The 23,784-nt window shown below is 60.2% G+C and carries 19 protein-coding genes; 9 read left to right on the plus strand and 10 right to left on the minus strand.

The window, feature by feature from the left end; translation table 11 throughout:
- Window positions 1-12 precede the first annotated feature (12 nt).
- A complete protein-coding gene (locus IGS61_RS02320) occupies window positions 13-696 on the minus strand; it encodes a vWA domain-containing protein (RefSeq protein WP_230538114.1) in 684 nt (227 codons plus the stop codon).
- 207 nt (window positions 697-903) lie between these two features.
- Here IGS61_RS02320 and IGS61_RS02325 point away from each other — a divergent pair, with 207 nt between their 5' ends.
- From IGS61_RS02325 to IGS61_RS02345, 5 genes are all read left to right on the plus strand, one after another.
- Window positions 904-1,374, plus strand: a complete 471-nt coding sequence (locus IGS61_RS02325) for an RDD family protein (protein ID WP_230538115.1) — start codon at window positions 904-906, stop codon at window positions 1,372-1,374.
- Between the two features lie 498 nt (window positions 1,375-1,872).
- Window positions 1,873-2,607 (plus strand): helix-turn-helix transcriptional regulator, encoded by a 735-nt coding sequence (locus IGS61_RS02330; RefSeq protein WP_230538116.1) that lies wholly within the window; start codon window positions 1,873-1,875, stop codon window positions 2,605-2,607.
- 180 nt (window positions 2,608-2,787) lie between these two features.
- Complete coding sequence (locus tag IGS61_RS02335) at window positions 2,788-3,237, plus strand: hypothetical protein (RefSeq protein WP_230538117.1); 450 nt, start codon at window positions 2,788-2,790, stop codon at window positions 3,235-3,237.
- 33 nt (window positions 3,238-3,270) lie between these two features.
- On the plus strand, window positions 3,271-3,663 hold the full coding sequence (locus IGS61_RS02340; protein WP_230538118.1) for a hypothetical protein: 393 nt from the start codon (window positions 3,271-3,273) through the stop codon (window positions 3,661-3,663).
- Window positions 3,664-3,726: 63 nt separating this feature from the next.
- A complete protein-coding gene (locus IGS61_RS02345) occupies window positions 3,727-4,251 on the plus strand; it encodes a hypothetical protein (RefSeq protein WP_230538119.1) in 525 nt (174 codons plus the stop codon).
- A 26-nt stretch (window positions 4,252-4,277) separates the two neighbouring features.
- Here IGS61_RS02345 and IGS61_RS02350 read toward each other — a convergent pair whose 3' ends face one another.
- Window positions 4,278-4,733: a tellurite resistance TerB family protein gene (locus tag IGS61_RS02350; protein WP_230538120.1), complete on the minus strand. Its 456-nt coding sequence runs from the start codon at window positions 4,731-4,733 to the stop codon at window positions 4,278-4,280.
- Window positions 4,734-5,054: 321 nt separating this feature from the next.
- On the opposite strand from IGS61_RS02350, the gene IGS61_RS02355 reads away from it, so the two are divergent.
- Entirely contained in the window at window positions 5,055-5,861 is an 807-nt protein-coding gene (locus IGS61_RS02355) for a lipid II flippase Amj family protein (RefSeq protein ID WP_230538121.1), read from the plus strand.
- Window positions 5,862-5,957: 96 nt separating this feature from the next.
- The gene (locus tag IGS61_RS02360) at window positions 5,958-7,736 is read left to right on the plus strand and encodes a DUF262 domain-containing protein (protein ID WP_230538122.1); all 1,779 of its coding nucleotides are present in this window, start codon (window positions 5,958-5,960) and stop codon (window positions 7,734-7,736) included.
- A 113-nt stretch (window positions 7,737-7,849) separates the two neighbouring features.
- Here the strand turns inward: IGS61_RS02360 and purL are convergent, their stop codons facing one another.
- The gene (gene purL / locus IGS61_RS02365; RefSeq protein ID WP_230538123.1) at window positions 7,850-11,896 is read right to left on the minus strand and encodes a phosphoribosylformylglycinamidine synthase; all 4,047 of its coding nucleotides are present in this window, start codon (window positions 11,894-11,896) and stop codon (window positions 7,850-7,852) included.
- Between the two features lie 199 nt (window positions 11,897-12,095).
- Window positions 12,096-13,160 carry a GGDEF domain-containing protein gene (locus tag IGS61_RS02370; protein WP_230538124.1) on the minus strand — a complete coding sequence of 355 codons (1,065 nt, stop codon included), beginning with the start codon at window positions 13,158-13,160 and terminating at the stop codon, window positions 12,096-12,098.
- 506 nt (window positions 13,161-13,666) lie between these two features.
- On the opposite strand from IGS61_RS02370, the gene IGS61_RS02375 reads away from it, so the two are divergent.
- Entirely contained in the window at window positions 13,667-15,292 is a 1,626-nt protein-coding gene (locus IGS61_RS02375) for a response regulator (RefSeq protein WP_230538125.1), read from the plus strand.
- A gap of 222 nt (window positions 15,293-15,514) precedes the next feature.
- On the opposite strand, the gene IGS61_RS02380 is transcribed toward IGS61_RS02375, so the two are convergent.
- The 3 genes from IGS61_RS02380 to IGS61_RS02390 form a co-directional block, all read right to left on the minus strand.
- Window positions 15,515-16,609, minus strand: coding sequence for a S41 family peptidase (locus tag IGS61_RS02380; RefSeq protein ID WP_230538126.1), 1,095 nt, complete (start codon window positions 16,607-16,609; stop codon window positions 15,515-15,517).
- A gap of 120 nt (window positions 16,610-16,729) precedes the next feature.
- Window positions 16,730-17,212 (minus strand): MarR family winged helix-turn-helix transcriptional regulator, encoded by a 483-nt coding sequence (locus IGS61_RS02385; RefSeq protein WP_230538127.1) that lies wholly within the window; start codon window positions 17,210-17,212, stop codon window positions 16,730-16,732.
- A 75-nt stretch (window positions 17,213-17,287) separates the two neighbouring features.
- A complete protein-coding gene (locus IGS61_RS02390; protein ID WP_230538128.1) occupies window positions 17,288-17,590 on the minus strand; it encodes an HNH endonuclease in 303 nt (100 codons plus the stop codon).
- Window positions 17,591-17,841: 251 nt separating this feature from the next.
- Here IGS61_RS02390 and IGS61_RS02395 point away from each other — a divergent pair, with 251 nt between their 5' ends.
- Complete coding sequence (locus IGS61_RS02395) at window positions 17,842-19,293, plus strand: serine hydrolase (RefSeq protein WP_230538129.1); 1,452 nt, start codon at window positions 17,842-17,844, stop codon at window positions 19,291-19,293.
- A 36-nt stretch (window positions 19,294-19,329) separates the two neighbouring features.
- Here the strand turns inward: IGS61_RS02395 and IGS61_RS02400 are convergent, their stop codons facing one another.
- The 3 genes from IGS61_RS02400 to IGS61_RS02410 form a co-directional block, all read right to left on the minus strand.
- Window positions 19,330-19,980 carry a TetR/AcrR family transcriptional regulator gene (locus IGS61_RS02400; RefSeq protein WP_230538130.1) on the minus strand — a complete coding sequence of 217 codons (651 nt, stop codon included), beginning with the start codon at window positions 19,978-19,980 and terminating at the stop codon, window positions 19,330-19,332.
- Between the two features lie 11 nt (window positions 19,981-19,991).
- Complete coding sequence (locus IGS61_RS02405; RefSeq protein WP_230538131.1) at window positions 19,992-22,418, minus strand: membrane-bound PQQ-dependent dehydrogenase, glucose/quinate/shikimate family; 2,427 nt, start codon at window positions 22,416-22,418, stop codon at window positions 19,992-19,994.
- 308 nt (window positions 22,419-22,726) lie between these two features.
- Window positions 22,727-23,773, minus strand: coding sequence for an NAD(P)-dependent alcohol dehydrogenase (locus IGS61_RS02410; protein WP_230538132.1), 1,047 nt, complete (start codon window positions 23,771-23,773; stop codon window positions 22,727-22,729).
- Window positions 23,774-23,784 lie beyond the last annotated feature (11 nt).

A 23,784-nucleotide genomic window follows, 5' to 3' on the forward strand; every position in this document is an offset into this window, starting at 1 on the left:
ATCAGCGGGCTTTCACGTATTCACGACGGACCAGCCGTCCGTCGAGGCCAGCTGCGCCTGCGCGCCGGGACGCGACTGCGACACCACCTGCATGCTGGCGCTCAGCCACAGGAACAGTTCGCGGAACTGCAAGCCTTTCAGCTGCTTCACGCCCCGCTCGCCACGGCTGGAAAACTGCCCCAGTGTCCCGGTATTCGCATTGTCGCCCACGGCGATGGGGAAGATTGCCACTTTATTGGCCTGCTCGGCCGCGCACGCCTGCTCGGCGCCGCGCAGCCAGGGATCGGTCGGCTCGCCGTCGGACATCAGGAACAGCCACGGCCGCGTGTACGCCACGCCCGCCTGGCGGAAGCGCTGCTTTTCCTGCTCGATTTCCGCCAGGGCCAGTTCCACGGCCGCGCCGGTCGGCGTGGTGCCGTTCGCTTCAAGCCGGGGCGCCGTGAAATCCATGGCGTCGCACCAGGTGCTGGCCACCACGGCTTCATCGTGCGCGCCGTATTGAATCACGAGGATGCGCACGCGCTTGGCGGCGATCACGTCGGACTTGAGTTCCTGTTCCAGCAAGGCCAGGCCTTCGTTGAGCAGCGAGACGGGTTCGCCCGCCATGCTGCCGGAGCAGTCCAGCACGAGCACCAGCGGCGTGCGTTGTTCGGTATTGTCGACCAGGGCGACGTCAGGGATCATTATGGATGTCATGTACTTTTGATAGAGTTGCGAAATAGCCTAGGCCCGAAGCTTACCCTATGGATATGTTTTCCATGCGTCCGATTGCTGCGGATGGCACCATGCGCTATCAAATACCTGACAAAAGCTCTAACTTGCAATGAAAGCAACAAGATCGTACACTGCGCCATTCCGCCCCGACGCTGGCGGCCACCCATTTACTGACGTTTTGGAAAAATAATGCAACAGAATCCTGAAATGGACTATGTCGGCTTTTGGCCGCGCGTTGGCGCGACGTTGATCGACACCTTGCTCCTGCTGATTATCATCATGCCGATGCTGATAGCCATATATGGCCGAAGCTACTTTTCGACCGATTCCTTGTTCCGTGGCCCGGCCCACTTCATGATTTCATGTGTCATGCCGCCACTGATTCAATTGGCGTTTTGGATTACCTTGTCTACAACACCTGGCAAGATGGCCATCGGCGCGATCATTGTCGATGCGAAGACGGGCAACAAGCCTTCTGCCGGCCAGTGTGTCAAACGCTGTCTCAGTTCTTACCTGTCCGCGCTACCGCTATACCTGGGGTTCTTTTGGATTGGCAAGGACTCGCGCAAGCAGGGGTGGCATGACAAGATCGCTGATACGGTGGTGATACGGCGCAAGACCGCTGCAGTGCCGGCCTCTCCTGGCCTGCCATTGCAATAAGCAAACTTGATGATGATACCTCTCGCCAACCTGGACGAACATGCCCTTCGGGAAACGCATCAAGAGCGGTTTCGCCAGGGCGTTAAGGGAAAGTGTCAAGCTCCTGTCCGAAATGCAACGGCGTGCTTTGACAACGAAAACCGTTGCGTTGCTGGAACTTGAATTCTGTCCGCGAGAAGCGGTCTCATCGAAAAAATACTGCTGGCCATATGACTTCCTCGATCAGCATGGCATGCGACTCCCGCCCCATGCCATGAGTTTATATTTTGACAATTTTTTATTGTATCGGGGAATGTTTAATCCCGGAGCACGATTGCATCGGCGGCGGCGCATTGCGGTGGGGCAGCGTTTGTACTATCTTGATAGTTGCCCAGGACAGATGGCAGCGACCAGCCCCTCCCCACAAAGGCGGGGCGGATCGCCGCGCAAGACCGCCCTTACCCAGTTCCGCACCTGCACGCCTGCGGCACACTGATGTCATCAGGATTGGGGGCAAGCATGGAGACAGCTACGGCAACGGCGGATGTGGGCAAACTGATCGCCGCCATGTACGACTCGGCCTGCGGCGCGGGCGACTGGCCGCAGCTCGACAGCGCTGGCCTGAGCGGCCAGCAATGGCAGGAACTGCTGCCGCATCTGCAACGCGCGCTGTGCCTGCAGCAGCGCCTGCGCGAGGCGCAGCTGGCCAGCCACTGCGCGCTGGCGGCGCTCGACGCCATGGGCGCCGCCGTGCTGGTGCTCGATGCCAACCTCGCGCTACGCTTCGCCACCCCCGCCGGACACGCGCTGCATGCGGCGCAACTGGAACACGCCGCCCCGCCCGCCCTGGTGCGCGCCGTGCGCCTGGTGATCGCCGGCGCCGGTGGCGCGGCGCAATGCCAGTCGCTGCGCCTGGCGCGCAAGCAGCAAGCGCCGCTGGCCCTGACCGTCACCGCGCTTGCCGATTGCCAGCCCACGTGCGCACTGCTGATCGCGCGCGACCCCACAAAAACGTGCACGTCCGTCCCGGCCTTGCGCCAGCTGTTTGACTTGACGCAAGCCGAAGCGCAAGTGGGCAAGGCGCTGGCGCAAGGGGCCACCATCGAGGAAATCGCCGCGCGCGGCGGCATCAGCGTCAACACCGTCAAGACGCACCTGCACCACACCTATTTAAAGACGGATACGCGGCGCCAGGGCGAGCTGATCGCCCTGATCCACGGCGCAACGGCGCACCTGGCCATCCTCGATGCCTGAGTCCGTGTCATCCGATCGGATGATGCGCGGTGCATATTGCCTGACTACACTGGCAAGACCGGCAGGCCGCGCCTTGTCATAGTGACAGCAGCACGCGCGGACGAGCCGGTTCGGTTTCCCTGGCAAGCACATCGCCGCGCCGGCAGCGGACGGCACCACAATTCAAGGATGGGTAAAAAAATGAAAACATGGATCCTCGCCGGCACCCTGGGCGTCTGCGCCCTGCTGGCAAATGCGCAAACGCTCCCCGACAGCCAGACCGTCGTCGTTCCAGGCGGACGCATGCAGACGATCGAACTGCCGGCACACAAACATTTCATGAGTGCGGAAACGTTTGCCCCGTTCCGCGGCGGCTATGAGCTGTCGAACGGACAAGTGCTCTACCTGCGCAATGCGGGCAACATCGGCGCCATCATGTATGCGCGCATCGATGACCAGGAAGAACACCAGATCGTCGCCAGCGGCAGCAACAGCTTCGTGGCGCTCGACCAGCAACTGGCCATGCGCATCGACCTGCGCGACGATGGCAGCGTGGGCGGCGAAGTACGGATGGTCGTGCCGGCCGAAAAAATGGCCAGCGGCGGCATCGTGCCTGCCCACGTGCAAAGCATGAGCCTGGCATCGCGCTAGGGCGGCAAACCGCATGCCGCATGGGTGGCAGCCATGAGCAAGCAGTATTCCGTGCAACAGCAAAACGCCCTGACCCAGGCCGCCATCAGGCAGACGGCGGCCTGGTGGCGCGCCCGCCCCTTGCCGGACGCCTTGCGCCAGTGCGCGGCCAGCCATGGCGTGGCGCTCGATGCCGCCCTCATGCTCGACCTGCAACTGGCCTGGCCCGGCATGCCCGCCGTCTACGGCAAGCTGCTGAGCGCCGACGGCCACTTCATTCATTTCGAGATGGATCTGGACGACAAGCTGCGCCCCCTGCCCGGCAGCGTGGCGTGGGACGACATCAGCGCCGGCTACGACCTGGCCGCACACAAGCGCGGCACGGGCGTGGGCTATGGGGTGTTGTGCAAGAAAGTGCTGCAGGAATTGAATCGCGGCGCGTCCTAGCGGAACCGCCGCCTTCGCATGCTATGATCGGCGCCCCGTTCATGAGACAAATGGCAACGCCACATGCAGCATCCATCCGGCAGTCAATCCCGATCCCTGCTGCGCCGCGGCCTGCGCCTGCTGGCCTGGCCCCTGCTGGCCCTGGTCAGCGCCGCCTGCACCAGCACCACGCGCCATCCGGCCAGCGAGCCTACGCAAGTCATCCTGCGCTTTACCTATGACGATGGCAAGCCGATGCGGCATGACGATTACCTGGCCCAGGCGCGCCAGCAAACGTATATCAAACGCTGCAGCAAGATAGGCAGCACCACTGTCTGCGACGTCGGCTCGGATGCACTGTTCACGGGCGGCGACGCGCCGCTGGACGCCAACGGCGAAGTGCGCGTCACGCTGCACTCGACCGGCCCGATCGGCAACAATCCGACCAGTCTTTGCATCAAGGGCAAAGGCTACGTCTTTGATTCCGGCGACTGGAAACGCGGTCCCTTCAGCCCAGGCCAGGTGATCGAAATCCGCTACAGGATCAGCGAAGTGGACATGGCGTGCCCCTGGTCGTCGGGCACGCCGCCGTGGTGGGACAAGAGTTAAGCCAGCCGGGGCCGGCCGGCCCGGCTTTACTGCAACTCGAACTCCGCCGGAGTCAAGCCCAGCTCGCGCGCGATCTTGCTGGCCACGCGCTGCTCGTTGGCGTCGAAATTGCCGTCCGACGAAGCGACGGCGATGATCATGCGCACCAGCAGGCGCGACGCCTCCACATTCGACTTCATCTTGCCCAGCGCCTGATACGCCTTGGCTTCGCCGATATCCTTGTCGAATTCCAGCTGGCCGACATATTCCTGGAAAGCCTTGATGACATCGCTGGTGGTAAACACGGATAGCGCGTCATTGCTTTCAATAAACTTCACCATCTTCTGCTTCTCTTCCGCACTGACGCTGCCGTCGGCCATCGAGATTAGGGCCGAGCCCGCCATCGCGGCGTTCAGGAAATCCTTGTTCTTGTACTTCAAGGCCTCGGTTTTCAGTTCGCTTGCCTTGGACTTCAGCTTGGACAAAAAGGAATCGAAACTCATGGTGTACCTCCGGGTTGTTCATTGATCAATGCGGCAAGACACGCCGCCATGCTCGGTAGTTGAGGGTGCAAGCTTGAAATACAAGCAATGGATAAGCTTAGGTGTGCCAGCGGCATTGACCTCACCCACAGGCAAAAAGCCGGGGTCAGACCCTAAGGGTCTGACCCCAGTTTCTGCCTTGGGGTGAAATTCAGTCAACTCCACACAAACCAGCACAAACCACCACAAAACCCCAATCACATAAAATTAGCTTATTTGCAGTTGAAAAATAAGTAACTTCATGGCAGCATGGAATTACATTTTCTTTACTGCAAGGTTGTGATGGACAAGCAATTGCTGTTGGTTTGCGCACTGACGTTCATCATCCACCTCATCGGCACCCTCGCCTACTCCGTGCGCATCGCCGGCATCCGCACGCGGCGCATCGCCGTCTCGCTGGCCCTGTTCAGCATTCTGATGCTGCTGTCGCGCACGTCGAACTCCTTCCTGGGGCCATTCCTGGCCAAGCGCGTGGAAACGGGCATCGACCAGCACGTCGCCGCCGGCACGCTATTGCTGGACTTCCGCTGGCTGCTGTTCTCCGCCAGCCTGGCGACGATATTGGGCGCCATCCTGATCCCCACCTTCCAGCGCGCCTTCTGCCGCGCCGTCGAGCACTTCCAGGTTCACAGGTCGGTACCGAAACTGCTGCTGCACGCCGTCTTCAAGGGCGGCTTGTCCTACCTCAAGACCTCCGCCAGCCTGCCCAAGCCCGCCAACGTCACGGGCCTGCGCCAAAAATCCGGCGTCTCTATATTCATGACAGCCATGAACGTCATCGCCACGGCCCTGTGGACGGTGGGCGTCTTCGCCGCCCTGTACGCGGGCGTGCTCGACCCCAGCGTGCGCGTCACCTCCAGCACCCTGTCATCGATCATCAACGGCGGCGCCACCATCATGATGGCCGTCTTCATCGACCCGCACATGTCGGGCATGACGGATGACGTCATCGAAGGCAAGATCGAAGAATCGCAGTTCAGGCGCGCAGTGGTGTGGCTGGTGGGGAGCAGATTGGCGGGGACGCTGATTGCGCAGTTTTTGCTGGTGCCGTCGGCGGTGGTGATTGTGGGGGTGGCGAAGGGGGTGTAATCTTAACGCTAAAAATAAAAGCACCAATCTTAAATGAAAATAAAAATAGCCTTATCAATTATCGAAAAATCCTCAATTACATAAAGGGAAAGAAAAATGGCTTCATCAAGCGAATTATCAGTAACCGGAATAACAATAGAGAGCTTGTACAACAATTATTCAGCAGATAAATACAAAATAAATCGTCGATACCAAAGGAAATTGGTTTGGACAACTGATGACAAAGAAAGACTAATTGAATCTATTTTCTCCTCTTTCCCAATACCACTCCTACTGTTTGCCGATATAAAAGAAAAATCTGAAAAATACTATGAAATAATTGATGGCATGCAAAGAATTAATGCAATAATATATTTTATAGAAAATAGAATATCCTACAATGGGAAATATTTCGATCTCGATAGCTTATCTGCAACAAAATCAAAATTAGACACAGGAGCACTCATACAAAGATTTCCAAAATTAAGTCGAAACTCCTGCTTGGACTTCACCTCATACATTGTCCCATCAAGCATATACGAATTTGAAAATCAGGGGCAAATTGATGAAGTATTCAAAAGAATAAATAGTATGGGGCGATATTTATCAAGACAGGAATTGCGGGTTGCGGGCGTTACGGGCGAGTTTTCAACATTAGTCAGAAAAATATCGGCCAACATCAGGGGTGACTCAAGCCAATCGGATATATTTTCTTTGGATAAAATGCCATACATTAGCCTGGCCTTTTCAGAAAACGACGTTGGAATTCAAGTGCAAGATATATTTTGGATTAAACAAGGAATAATTTCGAAGGAGTGGCTAAGAGAATCAAGGGATGAAGAGATCGTGTGCGACATAATAGCTTCTGTCGCCCTTCAAGAAATTCCGCCTTCCAATACCGATATTTTCAATGAATATTATGGAATGCCAATTGAGTCGGCAAGATCTGTAGAAATTAATGCTGCAATATCACGAATTGACCCTGAGGTGATTGAAGCTCAGATACTTGAAACATTAGACGAAATTAGAAGATTATTTCAGACCATAGGAAAAACATTTGTCGACCATTGTTTTACAACTCCCCCACCAAGAGCTCCACGGTACTTTACTGCATTTTTCCTTGCCGTACATGATTTAATTTTTAAGAAAAACCGAAAAATAACTGACTATATAGCTGCCAACAAAAAATTAAGAAACATTTGCGACAAGATGGATGTTGGAACAGGCGGTAACTGGTCAGCCGCAAGTAAAGAAAGAAATATAGAGCTATTCACAATTGCATTAAACAAGTGCTGTGAAGATAGAAACGTAGATGATCCAACAAAAACAAATTGGACCACACGAATTGAGAATATATTAAACCAATCACTAATTGAACAACAATTATACGATTTCAAAATTGGCTTCACTGATCTTGGAGTTTCACCGTCATACTCAGAATCAACAGTTGCTAAAATTGTAGAGACGTTGACAGCCATGACCAACATTGGAAAAGGAAAAGTTGGTTATGTAATTGTAGGGATAGCAGACAAACATGCAGATGCAAAAAGAATCGAAGAAAAATATAACACGACATCAATAGAGCGCTATAAACGCCACATCGTTGGAATCGAACACGACTGCACTTGCCTAGGATTAAATGAAGATACGCTATTTTCAAAAATATGCACGACCTTAGATCGTCAACCTATCGAAAAGAGTACCATAAAAGACATAAAGACCAATTTAAAATTAGTCACCTATCAATCTAAAAGTATATTTATATTTCAACTAACAAGTGGGGCATCACCGCGACTGTACAATAATAAGTATTTTCTTCGTGAAGGAACATCTAATAGAGAAGTCCCCATGAGTGAAGTTTCTTGGCTTTTTTCACAATTCACACCTGGCAATTAGAAATCCCTACAGAAAAAAATATTTCGCGCCAAAAAAAATTATAATTTTCAAAAAAAGGCCGCTGTCTTTTATGCAGCGGCCTTTTTAATGATAACTTCAAAATTCCCTGTTAATTACCCCACAAACTTCCGCGCATTCCTGAACATGCGCATCCAAGGCGAATCCTCGCCCCACGCTTCAGGGTGATACGACTGCTGCACCGAGCGGAACACGCGCTCCGCGTGCGGCATCAGCACGGTGAAGCGGCCGTCTGGCGTGGTGACGGAGGTGATGCCTTCCGGCGAGCCGTTCGGGTTGTATGGATACGCTTCCGTGGCGGCGCCCTTGTTGTCAACGAAGCGCATGGCTTTGGTGACCTGGGTGATGTCGCCCGTTTGCGAGAAGTCGGCGTAGCCTTCGCCGTGGGCGATGGCGATGCCGGCTTGCGTGCCGGCCATGCCGTTGAAGAAGATCGATGGGGAATCCATCACTTCGACCATGGCAAAGCGGCCTTCGAATTTCTCCGACTTGTTGCGCGTGAATTTAGGCCAGGCGTGGGCGCCGGGGATGATGGATTTGAGATTGCTCATCATCTGGCAGCCGTTGCAGATACCCAAACCAAAACTGTCCGTGCGGTTGAAGAAGCGCGCGAACTGTTCCGCCAGGCTGGCGTTGAACAGGATCGTTTTCGCCCAGCCTTCGCCCGCGCCCAGCACGTCGCCGTACGAGAAACCGCCCACGGCGATGACGCCCTGGAAGTCGTCCAGTTTCACGCGGCCCGCGATCAGGTCGCTCATGTGCACGTCGACGGCCGTGAAGCCTGCCTGGTGCATCACGTAAGCCGTCTCGATGTGCGAGTTGACGCCCTGCTCACGCAGGATGGCGACACGCGGACGCACGCCGGTGGCGATGAATGGCGCGGCGATGTTCTCGTTCTGGTCAAACGTGACGATAGGCGACATGCCCGGATCTTGCACGTCCAGCAGGCGGTCGTATTCGGCGTCCGCGCAGGCCGGGTTGTCGCGCAGGCGGGCGATGCGCCAGCTCGTTTCGCTCCACAGGCGGTGCAGGTCCGCGCGCGGCTGGGTGTAAATGAGCTTGGCGTCGCGCGTGAATTCGATCACGTCGCGGTCGTTCAATTTGCCGATGATATGGCTGCAGGCGCCCAAATTAAACGTGCGCAGCACGTCCATGACGAGCGACTTTTCTTCCGCGCGCACCTGGATCACGGCGCCCAGCTCTTCGCTGAACAAGGCGCGCAGGGTCAGTTCGTTGCGGCGTTCCGCCACCTGGCCGGCCCAGTTCTTGGCGTCGCCCCAGTCGCTGGAATGCTCGCCTTCCATGGTCAGCATGTCCAGGTTGACGGACATGCCCGTGTGGCCGGCGAAGGCCATTTCCGTCAGGGTGGCGTACAGGCCGCCGTCCGAACGGTCATGGTAGGCCAGCAGCTTGTCGTCGCTGTTGAGCTTTTGAATGGCGGCGAAGAAGCCTTTCAGGTCTTCCGCGCTGTCCACGTCCGGCGTTTCATTGCCCAGTTGGCCCATGACTTGCGCCAGCGCGGAGGCGCCCAGGCGGTTCTTGCCGCGGCCCAGGTCGATCAGGATCAAGGACGTGTCGCCCTGGTCCGTTTTGAGCTGCGGCGTGAGCGACTTGCGCACGTCCGTCACTGGCGCGAACGAGGAGACGATCAGGGAGACGGGCGAGGTAACGGATTTCGCCGCGCCCGTGCCCTCGTCTTTCCACGTCGTGCGCATCGACAGCGAATCCTTGCCGACGGGGATGCTGATGCCCAGCGCCGGGCACAGGTCCATGCCGACGGCTTTCACCGTGTCGTACAGGGCTGCGTCCTGGCCAGGCTGGCCGCAGGCGGCCATCCAGTTGGCGGACAGCTTGATGTCGGAAATGTCGGCAATCGCGGCGGCGGCGATGTTGGTGACGGCTTCGCCCACGGCCATGCGGCCGGAAGCTGCCGCGTCGATGACGGCCAGCGGCGTGCGTTCGCCCATGGCCATCGCTTCGCCCAGATAACCTTCGAAACTCATGGTGGTGACGGCGCAATCGGCCACCGGCACTTGCCACGGTCCCACCATCTGGTCGCGCACGGTCATGCCGCCCACGCTGCGGTCGCCGATGGTGATCAGGAACGACTTGTCGGCCACGGTCGGCAGCAGCAGCACTTTTTGCGCTACATCAACCAGGTCCATGCCCGTCAGATCGATGGCCGGGAAATCGTTGGCCACGTGGACCACGTCGCGCTGCATCTTCGGCGGCTTGCCCAGCAAGACGTCCATCGGCATGTCGACCGGTTCGTTGCCCAGTTCCGGATCGATCAATTTGAGTTGACGCTCTTCGGTGGCCACGCCCACGGCGGCGAACAGGCAGCGTTCGCGTTCGCACATGGCTTTGAACAGTGGCAGGCTTTCCGGCGCGATGGCCAGGACGTAGCGTTCCTGCGATTCATTGCTCCAGATTTCCTTCGGCGCCATGCCCGATTCTTCCAGCGGGATCTTGCGCAGGTCGAAAATCGCGCCGCGCTTGGCGTCGTTGGTGATTTCCGGGAAAGCGTTCGACAAGCCGCCCGCACCCACGTCGTGGATGGAGATGATCGGGTTGTCCGCGCCCATTTGCCAGCAGGCGTTGATGACTTCCTGGGCGCGGCGTTCCATTTCCGGATTGCCGCGCTGGACGGAATCGAAGTCCAGGTCGGCCGTGTTGCTGCCGGTGGTCATCGACGAGGCGGCGCTGCCGCCCATGCCGATGCGCATGCCCGGGCCACCGAGCTGCACCAGCAGGCTGCCGACGGGGATGTCGTTCTTGTGCGTGTGCTGCGCCGAGATATTGCCGATGCCGCCCGCGATCATGATGGGCTTGTGGTAGCCGAACACGGCGTCTTTGTCTGCGCCCACGTTCTGCTCATACGTGCGGAAGTAGCCGCCCAGGACCGGACGGCCGAATTCGTTCGAGAACGCGGCGCCGCCCAATGGGCCTTCGATCATGATCTGCAGGGGCGACGCGATGCGTTCCGGTTTGCCGTATTGATCTGCATGATCTGCATCAATACGCGCGGCCAATGGCGCCGTCACGGAAGCGGCCGTTTCCCAGCTGCGCACGGCGTCCGGCAGCGACAAATTCGATACCGTGAAACCCGTCAGGCCAGCCTTCGGCTTGGCGCCGCGGCCCGTCGCGCCTTCGTCGCGGATCTCGCCGCCCGCGCCCGTGGAGGCGCCGGGGAATGGAGAAATCGCCGTCGGGTGGTTATGCGTTTCCACCTTCATCAGCGTGTGCGTCAGTTCCGTGGAAGCCGCGTATTCGTGGCTGGCGCCGCGCGGGTAGAAGCGCGACACGGTGGCGCCTTCCATGATGGACGAGTTGTCGCTGTAGGCGACGACGGTGCCCTTCGGCTGCAGTTCATGCGTGTTCTTGATCATGCCGAACAGCGACTTGGGCTGCGCCACGCCGTCGATGGTCCAGTCGGCGTTGAAGATCTTGTGGCGGCAATGCTCGCTGTTCGCCTGCGCGAACATCATCAGTTCCACGTCCGTCGGGTTGCGGCCGGCCTTGGTGAAGGCGGCGTCCAGGTAGTCGATTTCGTCTTCCGACATCGCCAGGCCCAGTTCCGTGTTCGCCGTTTCCAGCGCGCGCTTGCCCTGCCCCAGCAAGTCGATCGATTCCAGCGGACGCGCTTCCAGGGTGCGGAACAGGTCCTTGGCATCGTCGGCGCTGCGCAGCACGGATTCCGTCATGCGGTCGTGCAGCAGGTCGGCCACGGCCTGTACTTGCTCGTCCGACAATTTCCCGGCGCCAATGGCGCTGCCCAGGATGCCCGATTTCAGGTTGATGCGGAAAGCGACGCCGCGTTCGACGCGCTTGATGTGCGCCATGCCGCAGTTGTGCGCGATGTCGGTGGCTTTCGAAGCCCACGGCGAAATCGTGCCGAAACGGGGGATGACGAAGAATTCTTCGGCAGCGCCTTCCGTATTGTCAGCGTGGGCCGGCTCGCCGTACGTCAGCAAGGCGCCAAGGCGCGTGCTGTCGTCGTTGCTGAGAGGCGCGCTGGCATCGATGAAATGGACATAGCGTGCTTGTACGGCAACAATCGCAGGCGAGACGGCTTGCAGTTGGCTTAACAGACGGTGGCTACGGAAATGGGACAGGGCATTGGAACCCGGCAGTATCAACATGATTGGAAGGTGGTTGATGCAGCGTGGCTGCGGGTTAAAGGTAGGTATGACAATATCTTTCGTACGGCAAATTTCCTTTGCGCGCATTATACCCGTTTTACCCCTGCTTTATGACCGGAACTTATGGCTTCCGGGCCATTTTGCCCCTGAAACCGGCAGTTTTTGCCAACTTGCAACAACCAGCCCGCGCGAGCGAGCATCAGGCGATCACGTAGCGGTTCTTGCCTTGCCGCTTGGCCAGGTACAGCGCTTCGTCGGCCAGCCGGTAGCTGTGGCCCAGTTCCCTGCCCCGGTCCAGCTCGGCCACTCCCACGCTGATCGAGACGAATTGTGCCGCATGGAAAGCCTGGCTGACGGCCTCGACCAGGGCGCCGGCAAAGGCGCCCGCATCCTCGCGGCTGCCCGCGTAGACGATGCCGAATTCCTCGCCGCCCAGGCGCCCGCACAGATGGCCTTGCGCCTTGCCGGCGATGATGGCGGCCGTGCGCACCAGCACCTCGTCGCCCGCATCGTGGCCCTGCTGGTCGTTGATGATCTTGAAATCGTCGATATCGATCATCAGGAAGTGCAGCATGCCGCCCTGCGGCGCGCCATGCATCTGCTGGGCGCGCTGCGTGAACATGCGGCGGTTGTTCAAGCCCGTCAGGCTGTCCTGGAAGGCCAGCCGCGTCAATTCCACCTTGGAGTGATAGTTGCGTAAACGCAATAGGCTGAAACTGACATTCAGCGCCAGCCCGAACAGCACGCTGACGGCGATCATCAGCGGCGCCCACGACTGGTCGGGCAAGCCCGCATTCACGGGATACAGGCCGTGGCCCACGTTCCACCACACGCCGGCCACCACGGCCAGGTAGCTGAGGCCGCCGTTGAAGATGGAAGCGATGGCCAGGGTCATGAAGACGCCCACGGGCAAGACCCAGAAGCTGGCGTGATCGATGGCGTCGGCCATGGTGCGCAAGCCAAAAGTGAGGGTCAGCACGGCGCAGGCGCCCGTAATGGTCAGCACGGGCAAGGTCGTGCAGCGGTAGCGCACCACCAGGCTCGTCAACATGCCCAGCAGCGCCAGCACGGCGTGCGCCTGGTTCGGATGATACGGCGCCGGCATCAGCAGCCAGGTCAGGCTGAAGGCGATGATGCCCAGCAGCTGCGTGACCATGCCGACCCGGTGCAATTCCGCGAAATACGTGTGCTGCTGTTCGCTGTTGCCGCCGAATGCCAGGGGGACGGCGATGCGCCGCAGGGAGGAAAGGTCAGGAATGCGCATACGGGTATCGACACCAGAAAGAAGAAAGCGCCCGGTACAGCCTTGCGCATGCCTGGCCGCGCAATTGCGCGGCATCCAACATTAGTTGTAATTAGGATACTATCATGCTAAGTAATCCTCAGGAAATTATTGTGAATTTGTGACGAACAGAACCGGATGCTATGCAAGGCGCCCGCTGCGACGCAGTGCGAGCACTGCTAGCAGCGGGCAACACAGCAGAGCGCCGGTTATGGAAGTCAGAAATCACAATAATTTATTGGGGGTTACTTAGTCGTCCGCGTGCCGGAATATGCGCAGCCTGTCCCCCGCACAGGCCGGCGGCGCCACAAAATACAACGGCGCGCGCCGCCGGACGCGCCCGGCGCCCTGCCCCGCGCCCGATTGCATGCATTTTGCTGGCAGTGTCGCCCGGCTTTGCAGTATGCTGATAAAAAATATTGCCGCCAGGCAGATACATATAAGAAGAGTTCCCGCAAATGACCGAACAGATGAACGAGAGCTGAACAATGCCAGAAACTAGCGACTTATCTGTCCTGATCGTCGACCCGAACCCCAGCATGCGGGGCAATCTGCACAATATGCTGAACCAGGCGGCCATCACCAAGGTGGAATATGCCGTCAATTCCGGCACGGCCATCCGCTTGCTGACGAAGAAACCGTTCGACATCATCCTGTGCGAATACGACCTTGGCAGCGGCACGGACGGCCAGGATGGCCAGCAATTACTGGAAGACTTGCGCCATCACAAGCTGATCGGCCTGTGGACGATCTTCATCATGCTGACCTCGGAAGCCATCCACAGCAAGGTGATCAGCGCGGCCGAACTGACCCCGTCCGACTACATATTGAAACCGTTCACCGTCGACGTGCTGAGCGGGCGCATCGCCCGCGCCATCGAGCGGCGCGCCATTTTCCTGCCCACCTATCAGCTGATCGACAAGGGCGACTTGCGCGAAGCCGTGAAAAGCTGCCGCGCGGCCGAGCTGCAGCACCCGCGCCTGGCCGCCGATTTCGCCCGCCTGCGCGCCGAACTGCACCTCGCCCTGGACGAATGGAAGGAAGCGGAACAGCTGTACGCCGACATGCTGGCCACGCGGCCCATGGCCTGGGCCCACCTGGGCCTGGCGCGTACCCTGTTCGAACAGCAGCGCCACGAAGAAGCGCAGGACGCGCTGCTGGAACTGGTGGAAGCCTATCCCCGCTTCATGGCCGCCTACGACTTGCTGGCGCAAAACCATGAAGCCATGGGCCAGCAGGTGCAGGCCAAGAAAATCCTCGAGGACGCCGTGGCCATTTCACCGCACATGGTGCGCCGCTTGCGCCACCTGGGCGGCATCGCCTACGACACGGGCGACATCGGCGCGGCCGAACGAGCATATAAACAGGTCGTGACGAAGGCGAAGTATTCCGAATTCCGCGACCCGGAAGACCACGTCAACCTGGTCAGAACGCTGGTAAAAAAGGGCGATGCGCCGCAGGCGAGCGGCGTGCTGCGCGACATGGAGCGCTCGCTGCGCGGCGGCGCCAACGTGGAAGCGTGCCGCGCCATCTCGGCCGCCATGCTGCATGAATTGTCGGGCAACGACATCGCCGCCGCCACCGAACTGCAGCTGGCCGCCGCCGCCCTGGACGACGCACGCGGCCTGTCGACCCAGCTCAAGGTGGGCCTCGTGCAAAGCTGCCTGAAGAACAACCTGGAACAGGCCGCGTCCGAGGTCATGATGAAGCTCGTCAACGAGGCCGACAGCGACGTGACGATGGAAGCGGCCGTGGACGTGTTTGAAAAAGCGGGACGGCATGATCTGGCGCAAGGCATGGGCCAGCAGATCACGCACCAGGTGCAGGAACTGATGCAGGATGCGGCCAGCAAGTCGGAAAGCGGCGAGCTCAAGGGGGCAGTCTTCGTGCTGCGCCAGGCCCTGCGCAAGACGCCGGGCAACCTGCCCGTGCTGTTCGCCTCCGTCGAGGCCATTTTGCGCCAGCTCAACATGCTGGGCTGGGAAGCCCCGCTGGCCGAACAGGCGCAGCACCAGATGCAAGTGATCCGCAAAATCGACCCCAGGCATCCGCAGCTGGAGTCCTTGAAGCAGCAGTATGAGGCCACGCAGCACAAGTATGGTATTGCTACTTGATTTGAGGGACGCACTGCAAACCTGCTGCGCAGCCCACTCTCGGGTCGGCGTTGCTCACCGTACTAAAGTACGGCTGCGCTACTCAACCCGACATTGGGCTTGCTCGCTACGGTTTTCAGAGGCGTCGTGACGTGCGTTTGCGTCAAAAACGCGCAGGTCAGTCACGCAGGTCGGATTAGCGAGCGGCGCGCGCTTCTTCGCGGGCACGTTCGGTGGCTTGTATCAACGCTCCCCCCTGAGCGTGTAGACCGGCTTGTCGGACTCCCCTTTTTCCGCCATTGCCAGCACGCGCTGAAGTTCCTTGCGCTCGTTGCCCTCCTTGGCCGATGACACCAGCGTGCGCAGGATGGCGACATGCGCCGCCTGCAGCGCCTGCGCCGCGGGCACGGCGATGTCCGGTTTCACGCCGACGTGCTCCCAGTTGGTTTTGGTGACGGCATTGGTCGCCCGCGCTGTGGGGATCGAGACAATGATGTCCTGCCCCAGGTTATACCAGCTCACGGGATTGGAGCCGCCGCCCGTGGTTTCCCCGACCACCGTGCCGCGCTTCTGCGCCTGGATGCCATACGAGAAATCCTCCCCTGCGGAAAACGTGCGGGCCGAGGTCAGCACGTACACGGGCTTGTCGTAACGCTGTGCGACCGTCTTCACGGTCCAGAACTGCCGCGTCGTATCGGTCGGGCGATCGTACATGTCGATCAGGTGACGTTCGTCGCCGAGCGGGAAGAAATGACTCATCAGGTAAGCCACGCTGGCCGGGCTGCCGCCGCCGTTGCGGCGCAGGTCGAGGATCAGCGCATCCGTTCCCGCCATGAGCGACATCGCCGCCGTGTACGCCGCGCCGACGAATTCCGGGCCGCCGAAGCCGCGCAGCTCGATATAGCCGATGTTGCCGGGAAGACGTTCGATCTTCTCGATGTCAAAGCCGCGCCGCGCGGCTTGTTCGCGCCATTCGTCCATCTTGGCACGGCTGGGCAGTTCGGCGGTGTCGCTGCGCTCGCGAAGACCTGCATAAAACGCGGCGCCGAAATGCAAGTCGCCGCTCAATTCGCGCAAGTCCTGTGCCAGCGCCGCACTGAACGCCTTCACGTTGGCGGCGCTCGCATAGCCTCCTTCGGCATTTTTCCTGGCGATCGCACTGCCGACCCGTTCAGCCACCGCTGGCTCGATGTAATTCGCGTTCATTTTCGTGACCAGCGTCTGCACGATCGCAGCGCGAGCGGACGCGTTCAACGGCGTGTCCTCCGCCGCGAAGGCATGCAACGACAACAAGGTGCCCAATACGGCTGCTGCGACAAACTTCTTTCTGCCTGACATACATTCCTCCAGGTTGGACTGCGAAGCTACGAAACGTTTGATAGCTGTGGGAAAAAAATGTGCGCAATGCGCCCCGCCTCGGAACGTCATCGAATCGGCGTTCAGTCAGGCGTGCTTGCATCATTCGGAGTTTTCGTCAGGGTGCCGCCGCAAGTTGGCTTCGCGGATGCGCGCGCCGAAAGAGCGCGTCTCGAGTACGGCGATCGCCTGTTCGAGGCAGGCGGACAAGGGAAACGCCAGTTCCGCATCAAGGCTGTCGGCCGCGGATTTGGTCGCCTGCCAGCACACGCGCAGACGCGGCAGCAGCGTTTCGCCATCGGCGCTGAGGCGCACCACGCGCTGCCGGCCGTCCGCGCCGCCGGCGGCCACCGTCAACAGGCCCTTTTTCACCATCAAGGCCACCGTCTGCGTCGCGGCCGGCTGCGTGAGGCCGGCCACGGCAGCCAGCTCGCCGATGGTGGCGCTTGGCTGCTCGGCCAGCACGCGCATGACCGGCGTGTAGCGCGGCCGGTAATCGAGCCCCGCTTCCACATAGGCTTGCTCGACCGCGCCGTCCAGCAGTTCGATGAGATGTCGTAATTGTGTGCCGAGTCCAGGTTTCATGTCACCATGGTAGCACTATTTACATAAGGACTTATCTAAAATTATTCTATTTTGAAAACTTTTGATTCGCGATTGTCAGCGCGGCAATTTGTACCGTACCAGCAGCGTAGGCCCCTTCCCGCCGGATGGCGTCAGCAGTATCTCGTCACCGGGCTGCATCTCTTCATACATCACCGTGCAACAGGTCGGCATCGAGTGGCCGCGCGCCGGATACACGCCAACGTCCGTGTGCAGGTTCGCGGCGCGCACGTCCACGCTGGTCTTGCCGGCCTTTCCCTCTTCTTGCAGCAGTTTGCGCAATGCGGTGACGAAGTCCCCTTTACTGAGCCTGGCAGGTGCCTGGCTGGCTGGCGGGCGCGCGGTTGCGTCGTTTTTCATGGCAGTTTCTTTCAGTGTATACATTCCCGCCACTATATCATCCGCCCCTTGGCGGCATCACGTTAACATAGCGGCCAGAAGCTGCCCTACGCAATTGCGCAATAGACCCACTCCAAATATCTGGCCAGTGTGCGTTCTGCACCTCTTTTCGGGCGGTCCGTCGCATGCCTGTCAAGCGGTGAAAAATCACAGCGTATTGTTAAGCCTTTATCATGAGCGGCGGGTAGCACGCTGCCAAACAAGGGGAAACAATGCAAAAGAAGATAGGTCTGATAGCTGCGCTCGTATTCGCCTTGAGCGCCGCTGTCAATGTCCAGGCAAGCACGCTTGACGAACTCGTTCGCGCTTACGCTCAACAGCGCGACTTTAGCGGGGTCGTGCTGGTCGCGCGCGATGGCCAGCCCATCTACCAGGCCGCTTTTGGCATCGCGCAGCCGGCCTGGAAGGTAGCCGTCACCGACGATAGCGTCTTTCGTATCGGTTCGCTCAGCAAGCCGCTCACTGCGACCCTGGTCATGCGGCTCGCGGAGCTTGGCCGTATCAACCTCGATGAAACCGTCGGCATCTACCTCCCGGCGGCGTATGCAGGTACTGCCGCAGGGAAAATAACGGTGCGACAACTGCTGGCGCATACGTCCGGCCTGGCCGATCTGCCATCCCGCTACACCGATCCATTCTGGAGCAAGGACGCGCGCCGTCATTACACGCCCAAAGAATTCGCAAACGAATGGATTCCTGGCGCACTGGCAAGCGAACCCGGGACCTGGCGCTACAACAACAACGGCTATTACTTGCTCGGAATGATAGTGGAAGCGGCCACCGGGAAAAGCTATGCCGAGAATATGAAACAATATGTCTTTGCGCCGGCGGGCATGCAAGACAGCGGCGTATTCGATGGCCGCGCAATTATCGCGAAACTTGCACAGGGAACCGTGCAGACCGACGATGGCACGCGCGTGATGCCCCCCTATATCGATCCATCCGTATCTTATTCCGCGGCCGGCCTGTATGCGACGGCGCTCGACCTGGTGCGCTTTGACGCTGCGCTGGCCGGCGGCCGCCTGCTCAAGCAGACGTCCCAGCGCGAAATGTTCACCAACAGGGGCAAGGGCTATGGTTACGGCTGGGAGGTCGAGGACTGGGCCGTACGAAAAGATACGCCACTTCCCGTTGTCCTGCATACGGGAAGCGTCCCTGGCTACCAGAGCATATTTGTGCGCTCGCTATCCGATCATGTGGCGATCGTCATTCTTGACAATGCCTGGCAGGGAGCGACGGTGGTCGCGATGGCAAGAGACATTGCCGACCTTGTGCACGGCAAGCCGGTGGCCTTGCCGCGACGCAGCCTGCAGGCTGCCCTCAGTCCGATCTTGTTTCGTGAAGGCCTGGATGCAATGCGTGCCGCCTACCTCCGCCTGGGAGCACGCGAGTCCGCAACATACGATGTGAGCGAATCCGCACTCAACGCTTTTGGCTATAGCCTGTTGCGCAAGGGCCAGCCGGAAGCTGCCATCCAGGTCTTCCGCTGGAATGCGGAAGCCTATCCCCTTAGCCATAATGTCCACGACAGCCTGGCTGAAGCCCTGCTTGCATCGGGAGACCGCGAAGGCGCCCGCGCCGGCTATGCCAGGGTATTGGCCCTGGATCCAGGCAACCGCCACGCGACTGAAGAACTGGAAAAGCTCCGGCGCACAAATCCCTGAGACCACCGGCCAACAGACTACTCCCGGATTACGGCCCTATCGGGCCGACTCCGCCTTGCGTTCCACCCGCGCCACCACCAGCTCGATCAGCTCCGCAATCAAGGGCCTGAACGTGGCGGCATCGCCGCCCTGCCCCAGCATGACGGTGCGCGTGGTCAGGTGCGAGAAGACGGCGTCGAACAGGATTTGCGGCAGGTTGGAAAGCGCGGTGTCGGGCGCGATGCGGCCTTGGGCGCGCTGCTGTTCCAGCAGGCGCAATATCAAGGCGTGCCACACTTGCGGGCCGTGTTCGTACCAGGTCTGGCCCACGGCCGGCACGGCGGCAGCACCCGTGACGACGAGGCGATAAAAGTCTACGTGGCGGGGACTGGTGACGACGGCCACCAGTTCATCGAGGATCAGCTGCAAGCCCTGTTCCAGACCGACTTGCGACGTATCGAGCCGGCGCAGCGCGATGATGAAGTCGGCGCACAGGTATTCCACCACGGCCACCAGCAGTTCCTGCTTGCTGCCGAAATAACGGTAGGCGGTGGCTTTCGAGCCGCCCGCCTCTGCCACGATGGCGTCCATGCTGACGCCGTCATAGCCGGAGGCGAGGAAGAGGTCCGCCGCCGCCACCAGCAGCTTGCGCCGCCGCTCCTCGCTTCGGGTACTCGGGGAAGCTGGAACGGTGCGCAACTGGGGCATGAAGCAAACTCTTACTGTGTCCTGGGAAGCGCGTATGCTATCACGTAATCTCCCCGGTCCGGACTCTGGCGGGCGCCGCCCGCCACCACCACCACGTACTGGCGGCCCGACGTGGGCGACACATACGTCATCGGCGTGCCTTGCGAACCAACGGGCATGCGCGCCTTCCATACTTCGCGGCCGGTGGCGATATCCATGGCACGCAGATAATAATCCTGCGTGCCCGCATAAAACACCAGGCCCGACGCCGTGCTCACGCCGCCGCCCAGGGTGGGCATGCCCAGCGGGATGGGCAGGCGCGCGCGCACGCCGTTAATGACGGCGTCCTGCACCGTGCCGGCCGGACGCTCCCACACTTTGGTGCGCGTTTTCAAATCGATGGCGGCGAACACGCCCCACGGCGGGCTTTGGCAAGGTATGCCCAGCGGCGAATTGAAGGCCTTGTGGTCGATGACGAACGGCGTGCCATCCATCGGATAGGTGCTGCCCACGCCGTGGCCAGCCGTCAGCTTGGCCACGTCCACGGTGTCGCGCGGCACCAGCCTGACCACCTGCGGCATGCGGATATCGTTGACGAACATATAGCCATTGCTTTCATCGACGGCCGCGCCGCCCCAGTTGAAGCCGCCGTAGTAGCCCGGGTAAATCAAGGTCTCGCGCGTACTCGGCGCCGTGAACTCGCCCTGGTAATTAAGCTTGCGGAAGCTGATGCGGCACGCCAGCTGGTCGAAGAAGGTGGCGCCCCACATATCGCGCTCCGTCAGCGTTTCCGCGCCGAGGGCCGGCATGCCGGTCGAATATGGCTGCGTTTTGGCCACCCAGTCGCCGGCCGCGTGCTCCTGCGGCACGGCTTTTTCCGTGACTTCGGCAATCGGCTTGCCCGTGCGGCGGTCCAGCATGAATATCTGGCCCCGCTTGGTCAGCTGCACCAGCGCGGGAATTTTTCCACCTTTGCCGTCCGGGACGTCGTACAGGGCCGGCTGCGCGGCCACGTCGTAATCCCAGATATCGTGATGCACGGTCTGATACGTCCAGCGTTCGCGGCCCGTGGCCATGTCGAGGGCGACGATGGCCGACGAATACTTCTCCGTCAGCGGCGGACGCTTGCCGCCCCAGAAATCGGGCTGCTCGTTCCCCGTCGGCAGGTAGACCAGGCCCAGTGCATCATCAAAAGCGGGCGCCGACCACATGTTCGGCGTGCTGCGCGTGTAGGTCTGCCCTTCCGGCGGCAGCTTCGTGATGGCGGGATTGCCGAGGTCCCAGGCCCATACCAGTTCACCCGTATCGGCACTGTAGGCGCGCACGACGCCCGACGGTTCATCGGTGGAGCGGCCGTCGAAGACCCAGCCGCCCAGGATGATCAGGTTGCGCGCCACCGTCGGCGCGGACGTGTAGGCGTAGTACGGCACGTTCATCTTCACCTTGCCCAGGCCGGCGGTCAGGTCGACGGAACCCTTGTCGCCGAAGCCTTCGCACTGCTTGCCCGTCTGCGCGTCGATCTGAATCAGGCGCGCATCCATGGTCACTTGCACGATGCGCCTGGCGCAGGCGCCCGCTTGCGGCGCGCCGGCCGCCTGCATGCCCTCGAACCGGAACGGCTTTGTCACTTTCGCCGGCTCGTAGTAGCCCACGCCGCGGCAGCGGTTCCACGTTTTGGTATTGACCGGCTTGGGATCGAAGATCCAGCGCTGCTTGCCCGTGTCCGCGTCGAGCGCGATGACCTTGCTCGTCGGCGTACACGTATAGATGGTATCGCCGATCTGCAGCGGCGTGTTTTGCGATTCGGACGCGCCTTCAGCCAGTTCGCCCGAGCGGTAGGTCCACGCCACTTGCAGCTGGTCGACGTTAGCCTTGTCGATCTGCGTGTAGGGCGCGAAGCGCGTGCCCTTCGGCCCATTTGCATAATGCGCCCAATTGGCGCTGCCGTCATTGATCGCCGTCACGGCATCCTGCTGCGGCTGCGTCGTCGCTTCCGTCACGCCATGCGGCTTGAACATCGAGGCGAAACCGGCTGCCAGCACGACGGCGAACAGGGCCGCGAAACCGCGCGACTGCCCATTGTGCCTGCGACCGGCCAGCCACGGATGCAGCAAGGCGGCCACCAGGCCGATGACGAGGAAGGGCGCCAGGCGCGGCACCATGGGCCAGAAGGCGAAGCCGGTTTCCCACACGGCCCAGACCAGGGTAGCGATGAGCAGCGCCGCGACAACGCCGCTGGCCAGCGGCTTGCGGCGCCAATACAGCACGCCGGCCAATAGCAAGCCGAGACCTGCCGGCAGGTAATACCAGGAACCGCCCAGGGTAATCAGTTCGATGCCGCCTGCCGCCAGGGCCAGGCCGGAAAATCCGAGAAAAATGCCAAAAACCGTCAGGGCAAGCCGCTTGCCCCTGAAGACCGCCGGGATTGCCGGCGCCCCTTTATTTACTGAATTGTCCATTTTTTATCCATGACGCCTCCCCTGCCCAGGCCAACACGCCGGGGATGGCTGATTTTTTAAATCTACGTAGTGAAACTGTACTGTACGGTTTCATTTTATGCCGATTTTTGACGCAAGGAAAGAAAAATTGATGCAGGAGCTTGATTTTGGGCGGGAATGGGGAAAGTCTGGCGAACCGAATCCGGTCCTGGCTTTTCGGGTAGCGTTCATGGAACGCTCGAAAAAGGCCCAGGGCTAGGCGCCGCGTCGAAGACAGTACGAATGTACGGCGAGACGCGGCAACAACGCCCTGGGCTTTTTCTCGAGCGTTACAAAGAGGCCATATCGATGACGAAGCGATAGCGCACATCGCTCTTGACCACGCGCTCAAACGCCTCATTGATATCCTGGATGCGGATGATCTCGATGTCCGACACGATATTGTGCTTGCCGCAGAAATCCAGCATTTCCTGGGTTTCCTTGATCGAGCCGATCATGGAGCCGGACAGGCTGCGGCGCGCGCCCACCAGGCCGAAGGCGTTCACGGGCGGCACGGCGCCGTCCGGGATGCCGACGATGACCATGTTGCCGTCCACTTTCAGCAGGTTGATGTACTGGTTCCAGTCGATGGACGCGCCCACCGTGCAGATGATCAAATCAAACGTGCCGGCCAGTTTGCTGAACGTTTCCGCGTCATTGGTGGCGTAGTAGTGGTCGGCGCCCAGGCGCAGGCCGTCTTCGCGCTTCGACAGGGTCTGGCTCAGCACCGTCACTTCGGCGCCCATGGCGTGGGCGATTTTTACGCCCATGTGGCCCAGGCCGCCCATGCCCAGGATGGCGACCTGCTTGCCAGGACCTGCCTTCCAGTGGTTCAGCGGCGAATACAGGGTGATGCCGGCGCACAGCAGCGGCGCGGCGGCGTCCAGCGGCAGATTGTCGGGAATCGACAGCACATAGCCTTCCTTGACGACGATGCTGTCCGAGTAGCCGCCCTGCGTGGCCGTCTTGCCGTCCGCTTCCAGGCCGTTGTAGGTCTGGATCAGGCCTGGCATGTACTGTTCCAGATCCACGTTGCGCGTCTTGCAGGTGGTGCAGGAATCGACGAAGCAGCCCACGCCCACGTGGTCGCCCACCTTGAACTTGCTCACATTGGCGCCGACGGCCGTGACGACGCCGGCGATTTCATGGCCGGGCACCATCGGGAAGGCGGCGCCACCCCATTCGTCGCGCGCCTGGTGGATGTCGGAATGGCACACGCCGCAGTATTTGATCGAGATGGCCACGTCGTCTTCGCGCGGGGCGCGGCGCTCGAACGTGAACGGTTGCAGTGCGGAAGTCGGGCCGAATGCGGCGTAGCCTTTGGCGATGGTGGTCATGAAAACTCCTG

It is taken from the genome of Janthinobacterium sp. FW305-129 (assembly GCF_020858115.1).
In the GTDB taxonomy this organism is placed as follows: Bacteria; Pseudomonadota; Gammaproteobacteria; order Burkholderiales; family Burkholderiaceae_D; genus Janthinobacterium.